The organism is Shewanella sp. 10N.286.51.B7 (assembly GCF_002873615.1).
GTDB lineage: Bacteria > Pseudomonadota > Gammaproteobacteria > Enterobacterales > Shewanellaceae > Shewanella > Shewanella electrodiphila.
Map to the genome: position 1 here is coordinate 105,813 of NZ_MCUF01000023.1, position 23,812 is coordinate 129,624.

Consider the following 23,812-nt stretch of genomic DNA (forward strand, 5'->3'; position numbering starts at 1 on the left):
AAAGTTTGAGTCACTTATTATTCTTTTTCATTCTGAGACATTTTGGCACCCACTAAACTTGCAACAATAATCGCCATATAGAACTGGCCAAATATGGCTTCAAAGAATGCAAAAAAACGGGCTATTGGTATTGCAGGGGTTATCTCTCCATACCCCACGGTAGAAAGCGTGATATAGCTGTAATAAATCACCAAAGATAAATTATCAGTCCACTTTTTCACTTCTACGCCATTAAAGGCGACACCAAATATTTCAATAATCAGTAGGTAAATAAATGCCCAAATAAGCCCTAAAAGTAAAAATATACAGATAGAGCCAATAATTTGGTTTGATGAAATTTTGCCGCTAAAAATAACTTGTTTGGCCGCGCGCCAAGTTGCTGCAATTAAGAAAGATAATATGGTGAGTAAACCAAGAATATCGAGGTTTAATAATTCAAAAACTGAACCAATGCTGGCAAATAATAAGGTTGTTATCATTAAGCCAAAAGTTGAGCGTATCCATTTTTTGTTGGCGCCTAAGCCAATAACTGAAATGGATAAACTCATTACCGTTGTAGCAACAACGATCATTTGCCCCGAATCAAAAAACTGCTCGACTAGTGCCGCACTTAATAACACTAAAACTAAAGACCCCAGTAAATAACTAAAGTTGTCTTCTTGCGACATAGGGGTACCCATCAACTATTATCCTTCGGTTTTTTCAATTTCTGGAAGTAATGCTTCAGTATCCACTTCGGCAGTTTCGACCACTAACCATGCAGTAAATAACTTGTAACTCAATGCCAGTACAACAGCACCAACAAACAAGCCAACAATCCCTGACAAAATCATTCCGCCAATGGCACCTAATAAGATGACTAACATTGGAATATCAACACCACGCCCCATGAGCATAGGTTTCAAGAAGGCATCACTTGCGCTCACAAGAATACTCCAAATCATAAACAGAATTGCCGTTGTTGAAGACTCAACACTGAATACATAAGCAATGATAGGACCTAAAATTAAAATTGGCGGCAATTGAATAATGGCTAAAATAAGTACCATAAGCATCCAGATCCCAGTACCAGGGACACCTGCTAGCCCTAAGCCCACTCCCGCGAGAATAGATTGAATAAAGGCAACACCAATGACCCCTTGCACCACACTTCTGACTGTCGCAACAGCAAGAGCTGAAAACTCTTCGCCGTGTTCTCCAGCAAGGCGCACTGACACTTTGTGGAACATTTGATTTGAGCCTTCAGCTTTGCCCATAAATACGCCAGCAATAATAATGGATATTAAAAACTGTAATACGGTCATGCCAAAGCTACCAAAAGCACCCGCGGCCTTGGTTGAAAAAGCTTTTATCTCGTCAGCATAGGTTTTTACCAGCATCTCAATATCTGAATTGGCAGAAGACCAAAAGTTATATAACTTGTCACCGATTAACGGTAAGTCTGCGACAGACTCTTTTGGCGCTGGGATCTCCAAAGTGCCATCATGCACTTCAGCGACAAAATCTTGTGTACTTGACACTATTGCGCCAGAAAACAGTACAGTGGGTGCAATTAAAGAAGCTAAACATAGCAGCGTGATTAATAAACTAGACTTAACCACTGTCAGTTTAAGCTTGCGGCTAATAAGCTTAACGACTGGATATAAGGCAATCGCAATAATACCGCCCCACAGAATAGGCATAATAAAAGGCTGAACAATTTTAAAACACCACACCACCATGATAAAAATTAGTACAATTTTTATCGCGGCATCTACAGCTGCATGAGTAAACTCTGCAGAGGTCGAAATTGGTTTATCACTCATATATGTCTATCCCTGGTTTAGTGTCATTCCATTTAAAAGTAAATTTAACAACTCAAGATGTCAGCACTGCGTTGCTAAGCTATTTAAACAAAAGTAATTTCGAAACAATTCTGATTAAAAATATAGCGCAACTGAGGCAATAAAACATCCGCAACAACACAAAAACATTTCATTATCCATCAGTAGTTTAATAAAAGAACATTAAAATCTGCATATGTGTATTTTTACGATATAAAACGATGAGTTAATCCACTTAATTAAAGCGTTTAAATAAGGCGCCTTAGATCGCTATTGATCTATTGAGATGTTTTGACGAAACACTCTAGGAGAGTGCCCAGACATTCGCTTAAATGCCCTTGAGAAGTGAGCGACATCAGAATAACCTAATGTCGCAGAGATTTGAGTCACTGAAATGGCACCATCAGACAGCATTTCTTTTGCCTGTTTAAAACAGATGCCATCTACCATTTGCCTGTAACTCATTCCTTCTTCGCTTAATCTTCTTTGAAGTGTGCGGACACTGAGCCCAAGTAAATCGGCAGCCGTTGTAACGGGAATGCGCCCCAAAGACAAATAAGGCAATAAAGCAAATTGCAGGCTTTCAACAAAACCTTTAGGGCCTTCAACAACCGGGCTCATCACCTGTTGCCAGCCATTTTTCAGTTTCACTTTTCCAGCAAGTACCGAGTCAGAAATGCTCAATGCGGTAACTTGCCTACCATAAAACACCTGTGGCTGATTAAGTTTAAGGACGTTGAGGTAATCGACTTCAGTTGCTGACTGCAAAGCAATATCAGCAGGTTGCCATTGAGCCTGAGTGAGTGAACGTACAAGCTCCACCATCATGGTAAGCGCAAATTGCTCAGCCACACTACTTTCAATAGGATCATTTTTTAAGCGATGCCTAACAAACCAGACTTTACCCAAGCCTGTTTTAAGATGAACATTGGTTTGCTTTGACTCTAAATTAACCACATGGGTAAAATCGACAATAGCTTGTTTAACAGTGCCATTCAGCGTGATCTTAGCTAAGTGCTGAGGAACAAAAATAGTGCGAGCGACTTGAAATAACCACTCAGAAAAGCGCTTACTGCCAAGTTTAGCAGAGATTAATTTAAGTAAATTGAGTACAGCTTGTTCAGAAACATAATCATGATTAGAAGTTAATAAACTAGCAGGTAAACCAGCTTGCTCAATGAGTGGATAGACATTGTTATCAAAGTCTTTAAGTCTAGCGACAAAGGGCGCAATATACTCAGCTCTTAATAGCGGAATAAAAGCGCCTTCTAATCCCGCATCGACAGCAGCGATTGAAGTCTCAACTTTGTTTGAGCTCATAACGCCTGTTGAAGAGGTAAGCTTTTTAGCATGACGTTTTGACTGCACTTTTATGACCTCTCACTTAGCTGCGTTTACAACAAGGTTAAGCTTCCTTATTTCCATATTTATTTACTTATACAGCGCTTCTTTTAGTCAAAAACTTCCAATTACGAGTTTCTAAAAAGAAAGATGCAACAACCATATAAACTCCCACCATAAACAATTGCGCTATACGAATATAAAAGTTTGTCGCAACATCCGCATCGGTGGAGGATGCAGTCGAACCAACGACCACAAGCAACGCAGAAAATATACCGGCAAAGATAGGCGCTTTAGCGGGGTCGGAATATATTTTTTGACTGAAAAAAAGTGCGCATATCATCGCTAAGCCAACATAAAAAACTAACTCAGGCACGATAACAAGCAAGTTATAAAACACCACTGCCAATGCACCGCCAATGCCATTAGTTATCAATAAAAATAGGCTGACTTTTACACTTTTACTTCCAGCTGATTGCAACGATAAAATCGCAATAAAAATCATCGTTAACAGTGCACCTGTGATTTCAAAAAAATAGAAAAAGGTGATAACTGGAAATGCGATGATTAACGCCCTAACAGACTCATAAAGGCGTTGGTCATTGGTCAAACCTGCGGCAATATGCGTTTCACGATTGGGAGATAAATCAGGTAATAAAATATGCAGCAGAGTAAAAATCAATACCGACACTACACCAGAAAAACTCAACCCGACTCCAACAACAATCGCTGCACCTGGGTGCAATATACCTAAGTAAGGTAAAACCAAAGTTGAAACAATCAAAATAGTGGCAAAGAAATTCCACTTAGGATCAGAAAATAAGTAGTAAGCCCACAGCATCAATAACGCTAATAAAGGTAGCAAGACTAATGGATACTGCACCGGCCCAAAACTGACCAACCAAGCAATGGCAATCGTGACCACCATTGATATTAATAATTCATAGACTGTTTGTACCGTAGGCTCGGTTCTATCCACTAAAAACTTAGCCACAAGCACGGGAACAATAAAAGCCAGTTGCCAAGCAAATATCGCTGAAATAGTCACAGCTAAACCGATACCCAGAGTGAAGCGAAGCACTCGACGTGTAAAAATCGCTTCTTCTAGGACAGGATCAATTGTAGCTGCTGTACTATCTGACATAAGAGAACCAACTGACTAGACGGATCCAAAATTTGCCAAATAAATTCATCATTGAGCTTTCTTGGGTATATACCATTACATCAACTTGACCACCAACACGACGTAGCCCTTTGGCTTCATCTTCATCAAATACAATGGTCACAGGAAAACGTTGTGATTGTCTTAACCAGCCTGTTTGCCCTGTAGTTTGTGCAAGTTTACCTGTTTGTTCGTTCTGGCCCCAATCAACACCATAGTCAATATATGCCACTTTACCGCTAAATATTTTTCCTGGCGCATAGTCGAGTGCAAACTCAACTTTGTCGCCTGTTTTCATGTTACCTAGACTGTTTTCTCTAAAGTTGGCTTCAATCCACACATCTTCTGAAGATATAAAGGTCATCACAGGTTGACCAGCACTGGCATAAAACCCTTCTTTTAAACGAAAATTGGAAGCTACGCCATTAGTTGGCGCTTTGATTTCTGTCCGTGCAAGGTTAAGTTCTGCTTGCTCAAGTGCCAGTAACGCTGATTTGACTGCGGTATTATTTTCACCTTCTGAACCTAAACGTTCTTCTGCTTTAGCAAGGTCAGCATTTGCTGCAGCAACGCCTGCCTCTGCGCTAGCTAATTCAGCTCGGGCATTATCGGCATCCGCTTTTGACATAACATTTTGTTCAACCATGGTAAAAATACGTTTGGACTGAACTTTCGCATTTGTTAGGTTGGCCTCAGCATTGGCAACCTTGGCTTTTGCGGCTGTCACATTAGCCGTTAACGCCCCCATATTTTGCCCAGCTTGAGTTACATTTTGCTCAGCGGTATAAAGTGCAATTTCGTAATCCCTTGGGTTAATCCGTGCGAGGACTTCTCCTTCTAAAATGAGGGTATTTGGCGTTGTCAGAATTTCAATCACTTCACCTGAAACTTGCGGCGTAATCGGTACCACATAGCCACGCATACGTCCTAAATCGGTTGAAGGAATATAACGGTCTGCAAAAAGATGAAACACAAACAAAAAAGCAACCACAAGAAGGATCATGTTAGTCACTTTTCTAATTTTTTGATTTTTGGCTTTTTCAGCAGGCGTATCGGCCTCGGGAGCATTGTCGACTTGAGGCTGAGCTTCTTCTGCCTTAACAGCCACCTCAGTTGAAGAAACTTCTTTATTCTTATCAGTCATAACCTTCCCTTGAATCCATGCATTGAACGCAGCTAAATAACGTGACTAGCTCATCAAAATGTTAACAACAAATTGGTGAGTTGTTACTGTTAATGCAGTATAGAATTATTTCGATGTAGAACTCAAATATAACTATAAAATTAGCCAGTTATATTCATTGTCAATTGGGCTAATATGTTTCGCTAGTTGCGAAATGAATCAATAGCTATGTTAAGAAAGGTGATGACTAATCAGGGATGCTCTTTACTAAGCAGAAAAATTAAGCAGCAAACTCTTTTAATGCTTGCATGGCTAATGACGCTTTATCAGCTGGTACAAATATATGGTCATGATAGTAAGCCGCGATGACATTAGCGCTAATGCCATAATCCGTTAACTTGTGAGAAATTGCTGCTGTTAAGCCCACGGCCTCAAGGCTCGAATGTACGCTTAACGTAATTTGTTTAAACCGAACGTCAAATGCCAGATAGCCCTGAATAGCAGCTTCTACAGTTAATACTAACGTTAAGCCTTCTTGTTCTTTAAAACAGCAAAGCGGTTCTAAATGTGCATAATCTGCAATTTGTCCATTCACACTGCAAAACACAAACTCGCCAGCTTGTAACTCTGGCGACATGTCTGCCAGAAGTTGTGATAATTCTGTAATGCCCGATGTCATTGCATTCCCCTTAATTTCATACAATACCTTTAATCAGGTAACCAACAAACTTTAATCAGCTAACCAACAACTTCTATGATTTATTATTGGCTGTAATGTCTAATCACAGACACTTTTCCGTTTTCAATTTCAAGCACTTCGAACGATGAATTATCGTGCTGAAATACTTTGCCATTATCTGGATGTGTTCCTTTAGCAACGGTATCAAACTCAATCATAATGACATTGTGACCAAAAGCTGAGTTAGTCAGTGTGGCGGAATACTCATCGTGTGACGCAAGGTAATAGGTCATTCCTTTGCGAAGTGCAGCTTTGCCATCTGGCTGACGGCTATCATCATCACTCCACGGTAAATGTTGATAACCAATATCATCGGTTAATAGCGATAAGTAGTTTTCTAAGTCTTGCGCGGTAGCATTTGGCTGTTGTGTCCCCTTCCAAGCCTCAAAGTAAACTTGGGTAAATGCAGCGTAATCAAAATCAGATTTTTGCTTCACTTCATCTGCGATAGTAGACAATGGCATCAATATTATTACTGATAAAAAGCCTAATAAGACTCGGGTTGAAATCCTTGTTTTCATAACACTTCCTTTTACGTTATTCACAAATGATTGCACTAGTGACTCAACTAGCGACTTAATACTTAATACTTAATACTTAATACTTAATACTTAATACTTAATACTTAATACATTGGTAAATACACTTAACACATAAGCAATCACTAATTAAACATGTAACCTACTGAATTAAAGTTCAAATCGCAACTCATCAGGTCATATTCATTTTTGATTTACAGCCAAACTCCAATTACATAGTCTTCTGATATTCAAACAACCAAAAAGGCTCATTAATATCAGGCTGCACTTCACCCACTTTGACATAGCCGAGTTTTTCATAGAAATGGTGATTTCGAAATGCTTTAAAGGGAGTAACCAGTGACCAACAAGTCACTCTTGGGTAGTGACTCTCAAGTTGTTTAACCACTTGAGAACCAATGCGCTTATCTTGAAAATCTGGCGTAATAAAGAAGTATTTTATTTCAATTTCTTGATGGTTTTTAATCACAGCAAGAATGCCACCAGCAACTTCATCACCATATTTAATCAGGTAGTAATGCCCCGCTTCCACACTTTGTAAATGCCACGCTGTTGACTCAATATGCGGAGGGAAACTGCCATATTGTTCAAAATCGGCTTGAAAAGCATCTACAGCTAAATTCTTTAACTGTAACGCATCTTCAGCACTTGCTAACACTAACCTTGATTTGGGCATGCTTTCACTCATTTATATAAGAGAAACTCAACGGCAGCGATCAAAAAAACAATTAACCTCAAAGACCGCAGACGGATAAGCCTCTTACGTTGCCAAAGCTAAGTGATAAAATCAATGTTTGTAGTGGTCAATACCGTTTATAAATAGCTTATAAAGCGGGGAAATTTGAAATTAAATATCCCCGAGCCAAAAGATGACAACAGTTCAATATAAAGGGAGTAAAGAGAAAAACCAGAAGGAGTATAGAGGGTTTGTAATAGTCAATTAACCCCGTTCAACACTTGGGATAAGCACACAAATCCGCGCGGCCAGTCCTTATTAACTAAGAGATTTTTCTCGACATGTAAAAGAACCTATCTTCTTCTTTATTGACCTCAAAGTTATTCCTAATGTATAGATGATATGCAGGACTAATTTTAAGAACTCGTAACCTAAGTTGATTTACACCAGCTTTGATTGCTAACCGTTCACACTCTGCCAGGGCAGCTGCGCCAATACCTTTATTTTGAAATGTTTCACTAACCTGTAGATCTCGGATATAGCAGCCATCAGTATCAAAGGCTAAACGAATTGCACCCACCACCGATCCGTTGAAAAGAATGTCCCAGTTTTCTAGGTCAACAATTTGCTCATGTATCGTAGACTGTTCCCAATTTACAGAATGGTGTTCATAGTATGAACGCATGTTTTTAAATGTAATATCTGCCGATGCATAAAGATCGGCTGTTGATTGATATGAAATCATCACAAATCTCCTAATGCCGCAATAAGCCAACTAAAGCAGCGGGTTAACATGTGGAGTAAATCGCACCTTAAGCCACAGTTTCAGCTAAGTTAAACGACCTTTCCATGCTTTTAGGCTTATACGGAGTTAAGTCGGCTTTTCTTCTTTAACAAGCATGTCCATGAATTTTTTAAACCGCCTTTGTCTAGTCTCTGGTTTCTTCGCACTTGTTAAGCCGTAAGCGATAACATAGCGACTCGACTTATTGAGCTTTTCAAAAAACAATTTTGCCTTAGGCTGATTTTCCACAGCAGTTAAGAAATCTGCTGGGACTTCCATTTTACTCACTGTATAGGCATTCTCCCAACGACCATCCGCTTTCGCTGCATGAACATGCACAAACCCAGCTTCTTTCATTCGGTTTTCGCTTATTAAACGGTCAACATGTTCTGTGTTCCTTTTAGACCAGTTGCTTCGTACCGTCCTAGGAGTTATGCGCTGCAGATAAGCTTGCTCATCAATTGACTTTTTTATGCCATCAATCCAGCCATAGCATAAAACCTCTATCACTACATCATTCCAAGTAACACTCTGGGTTCCAGAATTTTTCTTGAATATTTTTACCCATAATTCACTTTCAGTTGCATGATGCTCAGCGAGCCACTCACTGAGGTCTTTTGATGTTACAAATGTCTTGATTCTCGACAAATCTGCTTCAGGCATCTAATTAGGTTCTCTTTGGCATAATATGCACTTAAACACCACTATACCCCATAAACTTTAGCCAAGAATTCCTCTCTGTTTTTAATTGTGCAGAAAGAAAACTATATGCCCATGCTCGTTTAGTGTTATTGGTATCTGAAAAATTTAAGTCTTCGCAAACCGCATTTCTTATTAACTCATGTAGTGCTTTATTACCATTTTGGTAATACTTATCTAAAAGGATAAGTGCTAATTTCGTCTGTTCCAGTGAGCTTGAGTCAATCTGGTTCTGCGTAAATTGAACAAAGACATCTACCTCAAAAGAAAGTAAACCATCTTGCTGGTTGAATTTATCTGTAACTTCAGGAAAGAATTTTTTAACCTCGTTCAAAAATTCGCTTCGATGCAGATTACTCATGCTTCTCCGTGCATATAACGCTCAATTCAGCTGCACCGTAGGCGTCAGTCGGAATTGTTTGTTCTGCCTAATTTTTTACACCCTTTACCATTGCTGTTTCTGAGATCGATTGACCATCAATTCTGTATTGATCTTGGAACTCGCCAACAACGGTAAAGCCTAATTTTAAATAAAGGTTTTTAGCAGGAGTATTTTCAGAAAGCACACACAAATCAAGCCAGTCAATAGCTGGAGCCTCATGACAAAAAGCAACCACTGTATCAATCAGTTTTTTGCCAACTCCCTGCTTACGGCAAGTGCTATCAACACCCATACCGAGTAAAACTCTATGCGTTATGTTTTCATCACTATGATTACGCAGATCAATATGACCTTTAATTGAACCGTCTTGACCTTTTGCAAGCCAGAGTTTTCTCCAACCAGACTCACCAAAACTCACATCAAAGCCTTTTTTGAACTTTTCTCTACTGGTTTTTGAAAGCTCATTTTCATATTTTGATATAGGCTGAAAAAGTGGATTTTCTCTACAACCATTTTCTGAGATCTGATTCTCAAGATACGAAAAGAATAACTCTAAATCTTCTTTTTCTGCTGGAACTACTTTCATACTCTGAACTCGATTAAATTGTTGGCTAAAATTAAGTGAGGCATGAACGAAAAGCCAACTGTTTTAAGTACAATTGAATGTCTTGTTAGCTTTAATTAAACCCAGATGTCGTTATCAGCAGTTAACTCGCCACCTGCCTCTCCAGTGTTTGTGACACCTTGGGGCTCAACAAGTAAAACCTGACAAAGTCCCTTAGCAAATGGTTTATGCTCAACACCTTTTGGTATTACGAACATTTCACCGTTTGTAAGAAGAACTTTACCATCTCTAAATTCAATTTCTAAAGTGCCATCAATAACAATAAAAACTTCGTCGGTATCGTCGTGCGAATGCCATACAAACTCGCCCTCACCTTTAGCTAATTTAAATTGATAATCATTCATTTCAGCAATGACTCTTGGAGACCATAACTCATCAAATTTCGAAAGTTTATTTTTAATATTTATCGGAGAATATTTCATATCGACCTTGCACCTAACGTTTTAGTATTTATGCGTTGCGCTGTTTGCAGGGCATAAATCGCTTGTTGGACTTGGCCGATGCCAGTCTAGGTTAATTTGGTATGCTTTATGCTAAAGAAATTTGCTTTTTTTGATACTGGCTCTGGGCTGTAGAGCTGTTTTGAATTGATGATATGGCTTGGTATGTACTTTTTTCATTGAAATTTCCTTATCATTGTTGTGTTCCATCACATCTTTTTAATTCTAGCTAATTCAATGAGGATAATATACTCGATTAAGTCCTCATTTGGCTCCGCGCAGCGGCTTAGTTCAACAGCTGTATAGTGCCATGTGCATTTATCACTTCAGGCCTGTGAAAATATGTAACACTAAATAATTGAATTTAATTACATTACTCAAAAAAACATCAATATACCAGCCATAAAAATGCGCATGTGTATTTATCTTGAACAATAATGCTGACATTAACTTTTAAAGTGTTGATTTTGTTTTTGTCAAAATAGCACTAAGAATGGGTGGCTATATAATTTATAGTTCCAAAAATAACCAATTCTATTTGTAGATAGGAATTAACCTCGGCAATTTTGTAGAAATTATATAGCCTCACACTTGCCTAACCGGCGTAAAATAGTTGGCTAAAATTAGCGGCGAAGGGGCTCAAGCCTGCTGTTTTACGTCCCTTGATTTAGGGATTTGTTAGGTATTGTATGCCATTTCAAACTCGCTGTTATTCGAATCTGTAACAGTAAAACCTAGCCTTTCATAGAGGCTTTTTGCAGGATTACTTTTTAAGACACTTAAACCTACAGATAAATTATCTCTTAGTGCTTGCTGACACAAATTAAATATTAATTTACGCCCAATACCAAAGCCTTGGTAACTAGGATGTATCTGAACTTGATAGATATACCACTGGGAATTGCTCGCAGTGTAGCTTGCCTTAAACAAACCCGCCTCAACTCCATTTACAAGTATAATCTTGGCATCTGCAAAATTGAACTTGATACGAAAGACATGTTCCTCATCACTAATATCAACACCATCCTGTGATAAATAATCATCCATAGTTAGACGGCGTAATTGCAATAAATAATCTAAGTCGCTGTCTTTCGCTTTACGCAAGGTGTAATCCATAATGATGCAATTCCTCCGTACTAGATTAGACGCCTAACGATTAGTGAAGGGCTTGACCGATAAAGTCGACCATTCAAGTTATTAATTTATATCATCCTACATTGATGCGCTACAAACCTATGTTGTTTTATTTATTAAATTCTAGATAGCAAAAAGCCCGCTAATAAATTAGCGGGCTTTTCTAAATATGGCGGAGAGATAGGGATTTAAACCCTAAATGGATTGCGCTACAAACCAATTTGCAATGTTCCAAAATTCAGACACAAAAAAGCCCGCTATTTTTCAATAACGGGCTCTTTCGATAAATATGGCGGAGAGATAGGGATTTGAACCCTAGATGGGCTACAAACCCATGCCGGTTTTCAAGACCGGTGCATTCGACCACTCTGCCATCTCTCCGAACGAGCGAGATAATAGCTATCTCCCTCGCTGCTGTAAAGTAGAAATTGAATAAATTTGTTCATTTGGCTATTTGAGCATCAATTGGGGTCCTAATGCTGAAAAATACACCTATTTATCCATTTTAACTGGCGTAAGGCCTTTAGCACGATCATCAATGGCATCATCTAATTTAAAACCTGCTTGTTTCCATGTTGCCGCTTCTTCAGGGTTAAACTTTTCTTTAGACCAATCCATAGCTGACTCAACATCAAAGCTAGCTTTACTCCACTGCTGAGACTGCTCAGCGTTAAAACCTTTCTTACTCCAAGTTTGTGCTTGAGCTGCATCGAAACCAATAGCCTTCCACTCAGCGATATCTCTCTCTGACATCCCTTTCCATGTTGGGGCTGACGCACAGCCATATAAAAGACAAGCTACCAATATGACGATTAACTTATTCATTAAATACTCCCTTATCTGTAAGTACACGCAAGTGATGAAAATATCATCAAATTAAATATAGTTAGCGATATACTCAGTTTCAAGAAACTCACTGATAAATGTGTAATTCCCACTAAATGACGGGCAATAAAAAAGGTCGCACTAGGCGACCTTTATTTAACTGACGATTGTCATCACTGTATGACTAACACTGTATAACTAACACTGTATAACTAACACTGTATATAACAATGTGGACTTAGCTGCGTTGACGTGTCGTTTTAGGACGTGCAGCGGCAGTTTTATGCTTACGTACTGCGCGGCGAATTTTAGCGCCTTTAACTTGAGCACGTGCAACACTGTGTTTATCGGTACCCAGTAATGTACGTGTTTCTGGCTCTAAACCAGCTAATTGACGCAAGTAGTTTACTTGCTCCATATCAAGCTCAGTCCAACCACCACGAGGTAGCGCTTTTGGCAATTCAACCATGCCGTAACGAACACGGATAAGACGGCTGACTTGTACTTCTTGCGACTCCCATAAACGACGAACCTCACGGTTACGTCCTTCTTTAAGTGTCACATGCCACCACTTATTCAGGCCTTCGCCACCCGCAGGTTTAATGCTATCAAAGTTAGCTGGGCCATCTTCTAAGGTCACGCCTTTACGCAGACGCTGCACAGCTGCTTCTGATACATCACCAAATGTACGGACCGCATATTCACGGTCAACTTCATTTGACGGATGCATTAAACGGTTTGCAAGCTCACCGTCTGATGTAAATAGTAATAAACCTGAAGTATTAATATCCAAACGACCTACCGCTACCCAACGTGAATCACGAATTTTTGGTAAACGTTCGAATACGGTAGTTCTTCCTTCAGGATCTTTTCGACTACAAATTTCGCCCTCTGGCTTGTGGTAAGCCAATACACGACAAATGATGTCTTCTTCAGTTTTGATCACGATGGCACGGCCATCAATGCGGATTTTGGCATCTGCTTCAACGCGATCACCTAAACTGGCAATTTCTCCGTCTACACTAATACGGCCTGCAGCAATCCATGCCTCCATCTCACGACGGGAGCCATGGCCTGCACGGGCCAAGACTTTCTGCAATTTTTCGCTCATCTAGTTCGACTCTTCTGTTTGTTGTGGCACCATTGAAACTTTCTCAAATAGTGCCTGCAATGACTCTTCATCCGTCAGCGACGGTAAATCCGCTAACGCTTTCAAGCCAAAATAGGATAAAAACTCTGTGGTAGTTGCATAGAGTGCAGGTCGCCCTGGCACTTCTTTATGACCTACTGTTTTTACCCAATGTCTATCAGCTAAACTCTTTATTATGTGGCTGCTGACGGCCACACCTCTTACATGTTCAATATCACCGCGCGTTACTGGTTGCTGATATGCAATCACCGCTAGGGTTTCTAACGTCGCCCGTGAATATTTAGGGGATTTTTCTTGCCACAAAGGTTGTAAGAATTCACTTAACAGCTCTTGGGTTTGAAAGCGATAACCGCTGGCCACTTCAACCAGTTGTACCCCTCGCTCTTGATAATCTTGTTGCAACTCATCCAAGCAAGCTTTAATTCTTACCCGTGAGACATCAAACTTAACTAATACGGTATCTTTTATCATTTTGATACTGAGCGGTTTTCCCATTACAAATAGACTGGCTTCGATTAATTGCTTTAATTGAATGTCATTTATTTGCATGATGTCCTTTCTCGTATCTTGTGAAAGCGGATTAAAACGCTTTGACATAAATCGGTGCTAACGGCTCATTTTGAACCAAATCGACTAACAGCTCTTTGACTAACTCCATCAAGGCTAAAAAGCTTACTACCACACCGGCTTTGCCTTCACTCACATCAAATAAGTCAGTAAAAGGAATAAAATGTTCTGTCGATAGTTTGGCTAAGATCTGACTCATACGTTCGCGAGTTGATAACAATTCACGTTTTACATGATGATGTTCGTTAGCATCAATTCGTTTTAACACCTCAGAAAACGCCTGAGCGATATCAACTAATGATACTTCAGGTGGCATGATCACAGGCTTAATATTCGGCGCAGCTTTAGCCTGTGCTAAATAAACATCTCGCTCTAATCTTGGCAAAGCGTCTATATCGGCCGCTGCCTGCTTGATCACTTCATAGGCTTTTAACTGACGAATGAGTACGACGCGAGGATCTTCTTCCTCTTCGTCTGCGGTGACTATTTTCGGTAACAATAGCCGAGACTTAATTTCCGCAAGTGTCGCTGCCATCACTAAATAATCTGCAGCTAGCTCAATACGTGCTTCAGTTAAAATATCAATATAAACTAAATATTGAGTAGTAATTTTCTCAATCGGCAAGTCAACAACATCAAGTTTTTGCTTACGAATTAAATATAATAATAAATCCAACGGCCCTTCAAATGTCTCTAAAAACACTTCAAGCGCTTCAGGTGGAATAAACAAATCCGTCGGCATTGCATCAATGGCTTCGCCGCGAACAACCGCGAGGGGTAAACTTTTTTGTATACCCTGCATTTGTTCATTCCTTAAATTAATGACTGAATATCAGAAGGTTAAAACAAGCATTAACACCCATTGAATGCCAAAGCGCTTTACCCTTTCTTCTGGCTACTACGTCAAAATTATAGCTAGAAATTACCGAACGCGCGATTATACGCACTATTGCTTAGGGTTGAAACAACTATCCCACAAACTTGCAGGTCAAAAGTTATACAGCTTCAATAAATGCCCAGTAATTTGATCAGAAGCCTTATTCAAATGAGCTGATATCACCAGCGCCTTCACGCACAATAACCATGTCCCCATCAGACATATCAATCACTGTCGTTTGGTTTTCAGCAAGGTAACCACCGTGAATAATCGCATCAACACTGTGCTCTAGTATATCGCGGATATGCTCAGGATCAGATTCTGCAAACTCTTCGTCTGGCATCACCAAACTGGTGGACATAATCGGCGCTTCTAATGCTTCTAATAGTGCTAAAGCAATCAGGTTATCAGGCACACGAATACCAATGGTTTTCTTTTTATCGCACTGTAATCTGCGCGGCACTTCTTTACTGGCCTTAAAAATAAACGTGTAAGGCCCAGGTGTGCAGCTTTTAAGTAAACGATAAGCTTGGTTATCTACGCGGGCAAAGTTCGCAAGCTCAGATAAATCACGACACATTAAAGAGAAGTTATTGTCGTTATCGATTTTACGAATGCGTGCCATGCGCGTCATGGCATCTTTTTCGCCAATCATGCAGCCCAGTGCGTAACCTGAGTCAGTCGGGTAAACAATAACCCCACCTTGTTTTAATATGTTTACCGCCTGGCTTATTAATCTTGCCTGCGGGTTTTCATCATGTATGTAGAAGAATTGGCTCATGTGCGCTCCGTCCAAGATTCTGATTGCCAAACCCACTGAATACCAGCAGGCTGGAATAAATTTTTTCCTAACTCAATCCAATTACTCGGAAAGTGAAAATCACTGCCGATTGAACCCATCAGGTTGTTCATATGGCTTAAAGCGACTAAGTTAGCGCGATCATCAATGCTTTGTTGGCCTAATACGACTTCCATCGCATCGCCGCCTGCTTCTTTGTATTCACGCACTAAACGCTTAAGCCATTTCGCTGACAACTTGTAGCCACTAGGGTGTGCTAAAACAGAAATGCCGCCAGATTGATGAATAATCTCAATAGCATTGGCCATGTCAGCCCAATTATTGGGAACATAACCGGTTTTACCGCGAGCTAAATAGCGCTTAAAAACACTGGGCATATCTTTCGCGTAGCCATTTTCAGCTAACCAGCGCGCGTAATGTCCGCGACTGATTGCTGCGCCATCAGCATAATGTTTTGCACCTTCGTAAGCCCCTTCAATTCCCGCTTTTTCAAGGCGTATCCCAATTTCTTGGGCACGTTCTTCTCGAAGCTCACGCTGGCGAGTCAAAAAATTGAGCAAAATTGGGTCTTGTTTATCCATATTTAGCCCCACAATATGAATATCGAAATTATTCCAGCGAGTAGATATTTCTACACCATCAATAAGTTTCAATGGGGTTGCGTGTTGGCGATTAAATTCATGTGCTTCAGCTAAACCGGCGACAGTGTCGTGATCGGTTATCGCTAACATTTCAACGCCCTTTGTAATCGCGCGTTCAACAAGTTCAGATGGAGTGAGTACGCCGTCAGATGCGGTCGTATGGCTATGCAGATCGGCCAAGAGAGTGTCTGTTATCATAACGTTATTGTACTTTAATCTTTGTTGAAATGCTTAACCAGTCTCGATTATTTGCTACATTTTCAGCAAATTGATGCAGCTTTTACCATCGTGGATAAAAAAATGCCAAATTTGAGAAATATTCAATTGACTTTAAAGGCCAGCTAAGGTCTTCTATAAGGCATACGTTAGCCAAACGCATTTTGCTAACCTTTTAGATATAAGACCTAAACTCAAGAGATTTAATTTAAATGACTAACTTTAACGCACGTAACATCAATTGGTGGTGGCACTTCCCAAATTAACGGGTGGTGTGAAGCGTTGTGGTTATTTAAATAACACAAGATTTTACTAGAAAGCCCGCAGAGATGTGGGCTTTCTTGCTATTTACGGCTTGCACTCTTCGAAACAACTAACGCAAACCGAATCAGAAATAGAGACCTTAGTATGAAAAATCAACATATTAGAGAGGCGCAATAAGCATTATGGAACATCAGTTCGCCCATGTAATCACTCAAAAACAATCATTAGCGTATCACGCTGATCCATTGAGCCTTTATCAGCATGTTACCGCGAATGCGCCGCATACTATGTTGCTTGAGTCAGCTGAAATTGACACCAAAGATCATTTAAAAAGCATCGTGCTCACCCATGCAGCCATGATGGTACGATGTGATGGGTATCAACTCACATTCGCAGCATTAACAGATAATGGCGCAAGCTTACTTTCTCCTATCAGTGAGTTCTTTAAATCGAGTCAGCAGCAACAGCAAGATAATGAATTAATTATTACCTTAGCTAAAGCCTGCGAGTTACAAGATGAAGATGCTCGTTTAAAGTCGACCTCGCCATTAGATGGTTTAAGAATGCTGATCCAGTACATTCAGACAGATCAGCAAGATGCGTTTGAAGATTTATTTTTAGGCGGCGTGTTAGCCTATGATTTAATCGATACTGTAGAGCCGCTACCAGCTGTGCCTAATGCTGATAACGACTGCCCTGACTATCTATTTTACCTCGCTGAAACCTTAATTTTGATTGATCACCAGCAGCAAGATGCTGAAATCATCACTCACCAATTCTCTCAAGACCCACTATTAGCAGATACGCTGGCAAAGCACGCAGCAAAAGTGAAACAACAATGCCAAACATTGGCCCCCGTTGCGGACCTTGTGCCGGTTGACGCTGAAACCCAAGTTAATATTAGTGATGCCACGTTTAAACAAACCGTGGTTGATTTAAAAGAGCACATTGTCGCCGGTGATATTTTCCAAGTTGTGCCTTCAAGAAGCTTTAGCTTACCTTGCCCAAATACACTCGGTGCTTATAGAGCACTGCGTTTAACTAATCCAAGTCCTTACATGTTTTACTTTCGCGGCCCAGATTTCACCTTATTTGGCGCTTCACCAGAAAGTGCATTGAAATACGACGCTGCCAGCAATCAAGTTGAGGTTTATCCTATTGCAGGTACCCGCAAGCGTGGTAAGACTGCTGATGGCGACATTGATTTTGATTTAGACAGTCGTATCGAACTTGAACTGCGTCTAGATAAAAAAGAGCTTTCAGAGCATTTAATGCTGGTTGATTTGGCCCGTAATGATATTGCCCGCATTAGCCAAAGTGGCAGTCGTAAAGTGGCTGAGTTATTAAAAGTTGACCGTTATTCTCACGTGATGCATTTAGTTAGTCGCGTGACAGGACAATTACGTGATGATTTAGATGCGCTCCATGCCTACCAAGCTTGTATGAATATGGGCACCTTAGTCGGCGCACCCAAAGTGCGAGCGTCACAATTAGTCAGACAAGCGGAACAAGCAAGGCGCGGCAGTTACGGCGGCGCAGTAGGTTACCTTAACGGTTTAGGTGATATGGATACCTGTATCGTTATCCGCTCTGCTTTCGTTAAAAATGATGTTGCCTTTATTCAAGCTGGCGCAGGTGTGGTATTTGATTCAGATCCGCAAGCCGAAGCGGATGAAACTCGCCAAAAAGCCCAAGCAGTGATATCTGCCATCAAAATGGGAGGTGGATTGTAATGACGACTTCTCAGAGCACCAATAACATGAAACTGTATTTACTAGATAACTTTGACTCATTCACCTATAACCTTGTGGATCAATTCCGCAGTTTAGGCTTTGAAGTACTCATTTACCGTAATGATGTGAGTGCAGAATATTTAGCTGAAAAACTTATCGAAGAAACAGGCCAAGCCGCATTAGTCCTATCACCAGGCCCAGGAGCCCCCCACGAAGCGGGTTGCATGATGGAATTAATAAGCAAAGTGGCAGGCAAAGTACCTATGCTAGGTATTTGTTTAGGTCATCAAGCTATGGTTGAGTATTACGGCGGTAAAGTCGAACGCGCTCCTTTTGTGGTGCACGGTAAAGCCAGCCCCACGATTCATAATGGCGAAGGCGTATTTGCTAACTTACCTTCTCCGCTTCCTGTAGCCCGTTACCACAGCCTAGTGGCTACTCGTGTACCTGAGTGTTTAGAGGTTATTGCTACCACTGAAGATATGCCAATGGCGGTAATTCACCCGCAAGATAAAGCGGTAGGATTTCAGTTTCATCCAGAGTCAATTTTGACCACGCTTGGCAGCACGCTATTAACCCAAACACTGACGTACCTAACTCAATCTGAATCAAATAAAGGCGCATTATAATGTCTCAATTACAACCTCTATTAGACTCTCTTTATCAAGGTAATGCGCTCACCCGAGCTCAAAGCGCCACATTATTTAGCGCGATTGTTGCAGGCGAAATGGATCCTGTGGCGATGGCAGGTATGTTAGTTGCACTAAAAATGCGCGGCGAAACGATTGAGGAAATCACAGGCGCTGCGGATGCGCTTCGTCAAGCTGCTAAGCCTTTTCCACGCAGCCCACAATCCTTAGCCACTGGCGTGGTTGATATTGTCGGTACTGGCGGCGATGGTCATAACACCATTAATATCTCAACCACTGCATCTTTTGTTGCCGCTGCTGCAGGCGCAAAAGTGGCTAAACACGGTAACCGCGGCGTATCCAGTAAATCAGGCGCATCTGATGTATTATCTCATTGTGGTATTGCTCTTGATATGAGCCCAGAAGCCGCCAGCCAATGCATTGAAGACTTTGGTTTATGTTTCTTATTTGCGCCGCATTATCATGCCGGCGTTCGCCACGCAGTACCTGTAAGACAAGCACTTAAAACCCGCACTATTTTTAATATCTTAGGCCCGCTGATTAACCCAGCAAAACCTGAAGCTATGCTACTAGGTGTGTATTCGCCAAAGCTGATTGCGCCTATCGTTAATGTGTTAAACGCATTAGGTGTTAAACGCGCCATGGTGGTTTACGGCAGCGGACTTGATGAAGTCGCCCTACACGGTGAAACTCAAGTGGCAGAGCTTAACGACGGCAACATTCGTTTTTATAAGTTAACCCCGCAAGAGTTAGGGGTAGAACCTGCTGACATTTCAGCCCTTGAAGGCGGCGAACCCAGTGATAACGCCCTTATTACTCAAGCCATTTTAAAAGGTGAAGGCAAACCTGCCCATCGCGATGCAGTTGCCATTAACGCAGGTTGCGCCCTTTATGTTAGCGGTGTGTGTGACACAGTGCAGCAAGGCACCAAACTTGCGCTTGAAACCATCAACAGTGGTAAAGCTTTTGACGTGTTGACTAAATTGGCTGATGCAAGCCAACAAGAGGATGCAAAATAATGGCAACTGTCACCAATAATACAGCTAAAGAATCGAACGTATTAACCAAAATTGTTGATACCAAAGTGGCTCATATTGCCTCGCTTAAATTGCGTTACCCAGAAGCGAGCTTACAACCTAAAATATCTGACCGCAGTTTATTTGATGCCCTCAAAGCCCCCAATGCCGGTTACATTTTTGAATGTAAAAAAGCCAGTCCATCAAAAGGGTTAATCCGCCCGGTATTTGATGTTGAAGCGATTGCTGATATCTACGGTAAATACGCATCGGGCATATCGGTATTAACCGACGAGCAGTTCTTTCAGGGTGATATTGATTACATTCCATTAGTGCGTGCACGTGTTAGTCAGCCAATCTTATGTAAAGACTTCTTTGTTGACCCATACCAAATCAAACTGGCCGCTCACCAAGGCGCAGATGCCGTATTGTTAATGCTTTCAGTACTCGATGATGATCAATATAAATTGTTGGCTACCGAAGCCGCTAAATACAATTTAGATGCGCTAACCGAAGTCAGTAACCAAGAAGAACTTGAACGCGCGATTGATCTTAATGCGCGCATTGTGGGTATTAACAACCGCAACTTACGTGACTTAAGTACCGATTTAGCCACCACAGAAGCGTTAGCGCCGCAAATACCCACTGACCGAGTGATTATCAGTGAATCTGGCATTTATAATAACCAGCAGGTTAAGCGTTTAAATCCTCTGGTAGATGGTTACCTCGTTGGAAGCTCTATCATGGCACAAGAGGACATTGACCTTGCTTGTCGTCAGTTAATTTTTGGCAATAACAAAGTGTGTGGCTTAACCCGCATTGAAGATATTAACGCTGTCGCTGAAGCAGGTGCTGTATTTGGTGGATTAATCTTCCACCCAAAATCACCACGTAACGTGAGTGTTGAGCAAGCGGCTGAATTGGTTAATAAAAGCAAACAAAACAACCTTGCTTTGAACTTTGTCGGCGTATTCGTCAACAAGTCCAATGCTGACATTGTTGCAACCGTAAAAGCGGTCGGTTTGTCTGTAGTGCAATTGCACGGCAGCGAAACCAGTGAAGATATTAGCGAGTTAACACAATTACTCACTGACGCTAACCTTGATTGCCAAATTTGGAAAGCGGTCAGCGTTGATAGCGGCACAAACTGTGTCGGTGATAAACCACAAGGCTGCGATCGTTACTTATTCGACAGTAAAAATAGCACCGGATTTGGCGGCACAGGTGAGAGCTTTAACTGGCAAGCGTTACTCGATGCTTCTGCAATAACAGCTGCAGAACGAGAAAACAGCATGCTTGCAGGTGGGCTAACACCTGAAAACGCATTTGATGCCAACCAACAAGGTTTTTATGGCTTAGATCTTAACTCAGGAGTTGAGTCACAGCCCGGCATAAAAGATGCGCAAAAGGTTGCTCAAGCTTTTACTGCAATCAGAAAGAATTAGTACATTACCCATTATTAAAACCAGACTTTTATACAGAATTAAGAAATAGCCAACATGGGTATTTCAGACAATATTGATAAGGAAAGATCCAATGACAAAGCTTAAGCTTGACCCTTATTTCGGCGAATATGGCGGCATGTATGTTCCGCAAATCCTTGTGCCAGCACTAAAGCAATTAGAAACTGCGTTTGTTGAAGCCCAAGAAGATGAAGCCTTTCAAAAAGAATTTACCGATTTACTAAAGAACTATGCAGGTCGCCCTACCGCATTAACCTTAACCCGTAACTTAAGCCCTAACCCTATGGTTAAAATCTATCTTAAACGTGAAGATTTACTCCATGGCGGCGCGCACAAAACTAACCAAGTGTTAGGTCAGGCGCTATTAGCAAAACGTATGGGCAAAAAAGAAATCATTGCTGAAACAGGCGCAGGTCAACACGGCGTAGCAACGGCATTAGCTTGTGCATTATTAGACCTTAAATGTAAGGTTTACATGGGCGCAAAAGATGTTGAACGTCAATCACCAAACGTATTCAGAATGAAACTAATGGGCGCAGAGGTTATCCCTGTGACATCGGGTTCAGCAACCCTTAAAGATGCTTGTAACGAAGCCATGCGTGACTGGTCTGCAAGTTATGACAAAGCGCATTACTTACTTGGCACTGCAGCAGGGCCACATCCATTCCCAACGATTGTACGTGAATTCCAGCGCATGATTGGTGAAGAAACCAAAAAGCAAATTCTTGAAAAAGAAGGTCGTTTACCTGATGCAGTTATCGCCTGTGTTGGTGGTGGCTCAAATGCTATTGGCATGTTCGCTGACTTTATCGATGAAAAAGACGTTGAATTAATTGGCGTTGAACCTGCAGGTAAAGGCATTGATACCCCAATGCACGGCGCACCACTTAAACATGGTAAAACTGGTATTTTCTTTGGTATGAAAGCGCCACTAATGCAAGACAGTGACGGTCAAATTGAAGAGTCATATTCAGTATCTGCGGGCCTAGATTTTCCATCTGTTGGGCCACAACATGCACACTTAAATGCCACAGGCCGCGCACGTTACGAGTCTGCAACCGATGATGAAGCTTTGGAGTGTTTCCAGCTGCTTGCGCGCACTGAAGGGATTATCCCAGCGCTAGAGTCAGCCCACGCTATTGCCTACGCGGTTCGATTAGCAAAAGAAGCAACTAAAGAAACCATTTTAGTGGTCAACTTATCAGGTCGTGGCGATAAAGATATCTTCACCGTATCTGACATTTTAGAACAAAAAGCTTCTGCTGAAGCTGCGAAATAAGGACTTATCATGACTAATCGTTATCAAGCAGCTTTTGACCAATTGGCTCAAAAACAGCAAGGCGCATTTGTGCCGTTCGTGACCCTTGGCGACCCAACGGTTGGGATCTCGTTAAAAATCATTAAAACCTTAGTGGACAATGGCGCTGATGCCCTGGAACTTGGCTTTCCATTTTCAGACCCGCTTGCTGATGGCCCTGTTATCCAAGGCGCGAATCTACGTGCATTAGATTCAGGCACCACTGTGGCTGATTGTTTCTCGCTACTAACTAAAGTACGTGAGTTATATCCTGATACACCCATTGGCTTATTGCTATACGCTAACTTGGTTTTCGCTAATGGTATTGATGAGTTCTATGCAAAAGCCAAACAAGCTGGCGTTGATTCAGTACTGATTGCTGATGTGCCAGTTGAAGAGTCGGCTCCATTTAGTGAAGCCGCCCATAAACATGGGGTTGCGCCGATTTTTATTGCGCCGCCAAATGCTGATACTGACACCATCAAAATGGTCAGTGAACATGGCCAAGGTTATACCTATTTGCTATCTCGTGCGGGTGTAACTGGCACAGAATCAAAAGCGGGTGCGCCAATTGGTGAAGTGCTCGCCAAACTGGCTGAGTTTGATGCCCCGCCGCCGTTATTAGGTTTCGGTATTGCTGAGCCTAAGCAAGTAAGCGAAGCCATTAACGCAGGTGCTGCAGGTGCTATTTCTGGTTCTGCTGTGGTGAAAATTATCGAGCGAAACAAAGACGACGAAAAAGCTTTGTTAAGTGAATTAGGCGAGTTTACCCGTAATATGAAAGCTGCGACTCAAAAAGCATAATACGCATTTAAATCATCTTATTAGGCTTAATAGTAACAATGCC

The 23,812-nt window shown here is 41.2% G+C and carries 26 protein-coding genes and 1 tRNA gene; 6 read left to right on the top strand and 21 right to left on the bottom strand.

Annotated elements, in window-relative coordinates:
* Window positions 1–17: 17 nt before the first annotated feature.
* The 21 genes from BCU84_RS05700 to BCU84_RS05800 all read right to left on the bottom strand — a co-directional run bounded on the left by BCU84_RS05700 (window position 18) and on the right by BCU84_RS05800 (window position 16,524).
* Complete coding sequence (locus BCU84_RS05700; RefSeq protein ID WP_102527126.1) at window positions 18–680, bottom strand: ion channel; 663 nt, start codon at window positions 678–680, stop codon at window positions 18–20.
* 6 nt (window positions 681–686) lie between these two features.
* Window positions 687–1,805 (bottom strand): AI-2E family transporter, encoded by a 1,119-nt coding sequence (locus BCU84_RS05705; protein WP_102527127.1) that lies wholly within the window; start codon window positions 1,803–1,805, stop codon window positions 687–689.
* A 288-nt stretch (window positions 1,806–2,093) separates the two neighbouring features.
* On the bottom strand, window positions 2,094–3,191 hold the full coding sequence (locus tag BCU84_RS05710) for an AraC family transcriptional regulator (RefSeq protein ID WP_102527128.1): 1,098 nt from the start codon (window positions 3,189–3,191) through the stop codon (window positions 2,094–2,096).
* Between the two features lie 67 nt (window positions 3,192–3,258).
* Window positions 3,259–4,308: a DUF2955 domain-containing protein gene (locus tag BCU84_RS05715; protein ID WP_102527129.1), complete on the bottom strand. Its 1,050-nt coding sequence runs from the start codon at window positions 4,306–4,308 to the stop codon at window positions 3,259–3,261.
* A complete protein-coding gene (locus tag BCU84_RS05720) occupies window positions 4,298–5,470 on the bottom strand; it encodes an HlyD family secretion protein (protein WP_102527130.1) in 1,173 nt (390 codons plus the stop codon). Before BCU84_RS05720 ends, BCU84_RS05715 begins: the two co-directional genes overlap by 11 nt.
* Window positions 5,471–5,729: 259 nt before the next feature.
* The gene (locus tag BCU84_RS05725; protein ID WP_102527131.1) at window positions 5,730–6,128 is read right to left on the bottom strand and encodes an ACT domain-containing protein; all 399 of its coding nucleotides are present in this window, start codon (window positions 6,126–6,128) and stop codon (window positions 5,730–5,732) included.
* An 83-nt stretch (window positions 6,129–6,211) separates the two neighbouring features.
* The gene (locus BCU84_RS05730; protein WP_198589531.1) at window positions 6,212–6,709 is read right to left on the bottom strand and encodes a nuclear transport factor 2 family protein; all 498 of its coding nucleotides are present in this window, start codon (window positions 6,707–6,709) and stop codon (window positions 6,212–6,214) included.
* A gap of 229 nt (window positions 6,710–6,938) precedes the next feature.
* A complete protein-coding gene (locus BCU84_RS05735) occupies window positions 6,939–7,403 on the bottom strand; it encodes a GNAT family N-acetyltransferase (protein WP_157936197.1) in 465 nt (154 codons plus the stop codon).
* A gap of 322 nt (window positions 7,404–7,725) precedes the next feature.
* Window positions 7,726–8,148 (bottom strand): GNAT family N-acetyltransferase, encoded by a 423-nt coding sequence (locus BCU84_RS05740; RefSeq protein ID WP_102527133.1) that lies wholly within the window; start codon window positions 8,146–8,148, stop codon window positions 7,726–7,728.
* A 126-nt stretch (window positions 8,149–8,274) separates the two neighbouring features.
* Window positions 8,275–8,850, bottom strand: coding sequence for a YdeI/OmpD-associated family protein (locus tag BCU84_RS05745; RefSeq protein WP_102527134.1), 576 nt, complete (start codon window positions 8,848–8,850; stop codon window positions 8,275–8,277).
* A 31-nt stretch (window positions 8,851–8,881) separates the two neighbouring features.
* Complete coding sequence (locus BCU84_RS05750) at window positions 8,882–9,247, bottom strand: hypothetical protein (protein WP_102527135.1); 366 nt, start codon at window positions 9,245–9,247, stop codon at window positions 8,882–8,884.
* 67 nt (window positions 9,248–9,314) lie between these two features.
* Window positions 9,315–9,854: a GNAT family N-acetyltransferase gene (locus BCU84_RS05755; RefSeq protein ID WP_102527136.1), complete on the bottom strand. Its 540-nt coding sequence runs from the start codon at window positions 9,852–9,854 to the stop codon at window positions 9,315–9,317.
* 95 nt (window positions 9,855–9,949) lie between these two features.
* Window positions 9,950–10,315 carry a cupin domain-containing protein gene (locus tag BCU84_RS05760; protein ID WP_102527137.1) on the bottom strand — a complete coding sequence of 122 codons (366 nt, stop codon included), beginning with the start codon at window positions 10,313–10,315 and terminating at the stop codon, window positions 9,950–9,952.
* 696 nt (window positions 10,316–11,011) lie between these two features.
* The gene (locus tag BCU84_RS05765; protein ID WP_102527138.1) at window positions 11,012–11,449 is read right to left on the bottom strand and encodes an N-acetyltransferase; all 438 of its coding nucleotides are present in this window, start codon (window positions 11,447–11,449) and stop codon (window positions 11,012–11,014) included.
* A gap of 308 nt (window positions 11,450–11,757) precedes the next feature.
* Window positions 11,758–11,848 (bottom strand) — tRNA-Ser (locus tag BCU84_RS05770).
* 111 nt (window positions 11,849–11,959) lie between these two features.
* On the bottom strand, window positions 11,960–12,292 hold the full coding sequence (locus BCU84_RS05775; protein ID WP_102527139.1) for a hypothetical protein: 333 nt from the start codon (window positions 12,290–12,292) through the stop codon (window positions 11,960–11,962).
* A 238-nt stretch (window positions 12,293–12,530) separates the two neighbouring features.
* A complete protein-coding gene (rluB, locus tag BCU84_RS05780) occupies window positions 12,531–13,403 on the bottom strand; it encodes a 23S rRNA pseudouridine(2605) synthase RluB (RefSeq protein WP_102527140.1) in 873 nt (290 codons plus the stop codon).
* A complete protein-coding gene (scpB, locus tag BCU84_RS05785) occupies window positions 13,404–13,991 on the bottom strand; it encodes an SMC-Scp complex subunit ScpB (RefSeq protein WP_102527184.1) in 588 nt (195 codons plus the stop codon).
* Window positions 13,992–14,022: 31 nt separating this feature from the next.
* Window positions 14,023–14,811 (bottom strand): ScpA family protein, encoded by a 789-nt coding sequence (locus BCU84_RS05790; protein ID WP_102527141.1) that lies wholly within the window; start codon window positions 14,809–14,811, stop codon window positions 14,023–14,025.
* A 235-nt stretch (window positions 14,812–15,046) separates the two neighbouring features.
* On the bottom strand, window positions 15,047–15,667 hold the full coding sequence (locus BCU84_RS05795; RefSeq protein WP_102527142.1) for an L-threonylcarbamoyladenylate synthase: 621 nt from the start codon (window positions 15,665–15,667) through the stop codon (window positions 15,047–15,049).
* A complete protein-coding gene (locus tag BCU84_RS05800) occupies window positions 15,664–16,524 on the bottom strand; it encodes a PHP domain-containing protein (RefSeq protein WP_102527143.1) in 861 nt (286 codons plus the stop codon). The genes BCU84_RS05795 and BCU84_RS05800 overlap by 4 nt, the downstream gene beginning before the upstream one ends.
* 464 nt (window positions 16,525–16,988) lie before the next feature.
* Here BCU84_RS05800 and BCU84_RS05805 point away from each other — a divergent pair, with 464 nt between their 5' ends.
* From BCU84_RS05805 to trpA, 6 genes are all read left to right on the top strand, one after another.
* Window positions 16,989–18,539: an anthranilate synthase component 1 gene (locus BCU84_RS05805; protein WP_102527144.1), complete on the top strand. Its 1,551-nt coding sequence runs from the start codon at window positions 16,989–16,991 to the stop codon at window positions 18,537–18,539.
* Between the two features lie 26 nt (window positions 18,540–18,565).
* Window positions 18,566–19,168 (top strand): aminodeoxychorismate/anthranilate synthase component II, encoded by a 603-nt coding sequence (locus tag BCU84_RS05810; RefSeq protein ID WP_102527185.1) that lies wholly within the window; start codon window positions 18,566–18,568, stop codon window positions 19,166–19,168.
* Entirely contained in the window at window positions 19,162–20,208 is a 1,047-nt protein-coding gene (trpD, locus tag BCU84_RS05815; RefSeq protein WP_198589535.1) for an anthranilate phosphoribosyltransferase, read from the top strand. Before BCU84_RS05810 ends, trpD begins: the two co-directional genes overlap by 7 nt.
* Entirely contained in the window at window positions 20,208–21,650 is a 1,443-nt protein-coding gene (gene trpCF, locus BCU84_RS05820; RefSeq protein ID WP_102527146.1) for a bifunctional indole-3-glycerol-phosphate synthase TrpC/phosphoribosylanthranilate isomerase TrpF, read from the top strand. The genes trpD and trpCF overlap by 1 nt, the downstream gene beginning before the upstream one ends.
* A gap of 91 nt (window positions 21,651–21,741) precedes the next feature.
* Complete coding sequence (gene trpB, locus BCU84_RS05825; protein WP_102527147.1) at window positions 21,742–22,947, top strand: tryptophan synthase subunit beta; 1,206 nt, start codon at window positions 21,742–21,744, stop codon at window positions 22,945–22,947.
* Between the two features lie 9 nt (window positions 22,948–22,956).
* Window positions 22,957–23,769 (top strand): tryptophan synthase subunit alpha, encoded by an 813-nt coding sequence (trpA, locus tag BCU84_RS05830; protein WP_102527148.1) that lies wholly within the window; start codon window positions 22,957–22,959, stop codon window positions 23,767–23,769.
* Window positions 23,770–23,812: the final 43 nt, after the last annotated feature.